Consider the following 309-nt stretch of genomic DNA (forward strand, 5'->3'; position numbering starts at 1 on the left):
CGGGCGGGCGGTCTGCTCGGCCGTCACCGACGCCATGCCGATGAGGTACATCGCGATCTGGTAATCGCCGTCGCGAACGCCGAAGAAGCGGAGCCATCTGTTGCTGCAGGAGATGAGGACACACATCAGGCGGCCTCGTCCAAAGCAAGAGCAGAGGCGCCGAGGGTGGCGATCGCCGCAACCCATGGCTGGACGGTGATCACCAGCTCGGGGTTGTCCGAGTAAAACTTGCGGACGATGCCGTCGACGACGGTGGAATCGTCGCCCCACACGACTTCGTTCAGGGCGTCACAGATCTTCCCGATATTG

At 62.8% G+C, this 309-nt stretch carries 1 protein-coding gene; it reads right to left on the minus strand.

The genetic code is table 11. From position 1 onward, the window contains the following. Nucleotides 1-125: 125 nt before the first annotated feature. Nucleotides 126-309 (minus strand): RusA family crossover junction endodeoxyribonuclease (locus MKK51_RS07545; protein ID WP_243976067.1); only part of this gene is annotated, 184 nt, incomplete at its 5' end.

Source organism: Methylobacterium sp. E-045 (genome assembly GCF_022829685.1).
In the GTDB taxonomy this organism is placed as follows: Bacteria; Pseudomonadota; Alphaproteobacteria; order Rhizobiales; family Beijerinckiaceae; genus Methylobacterium.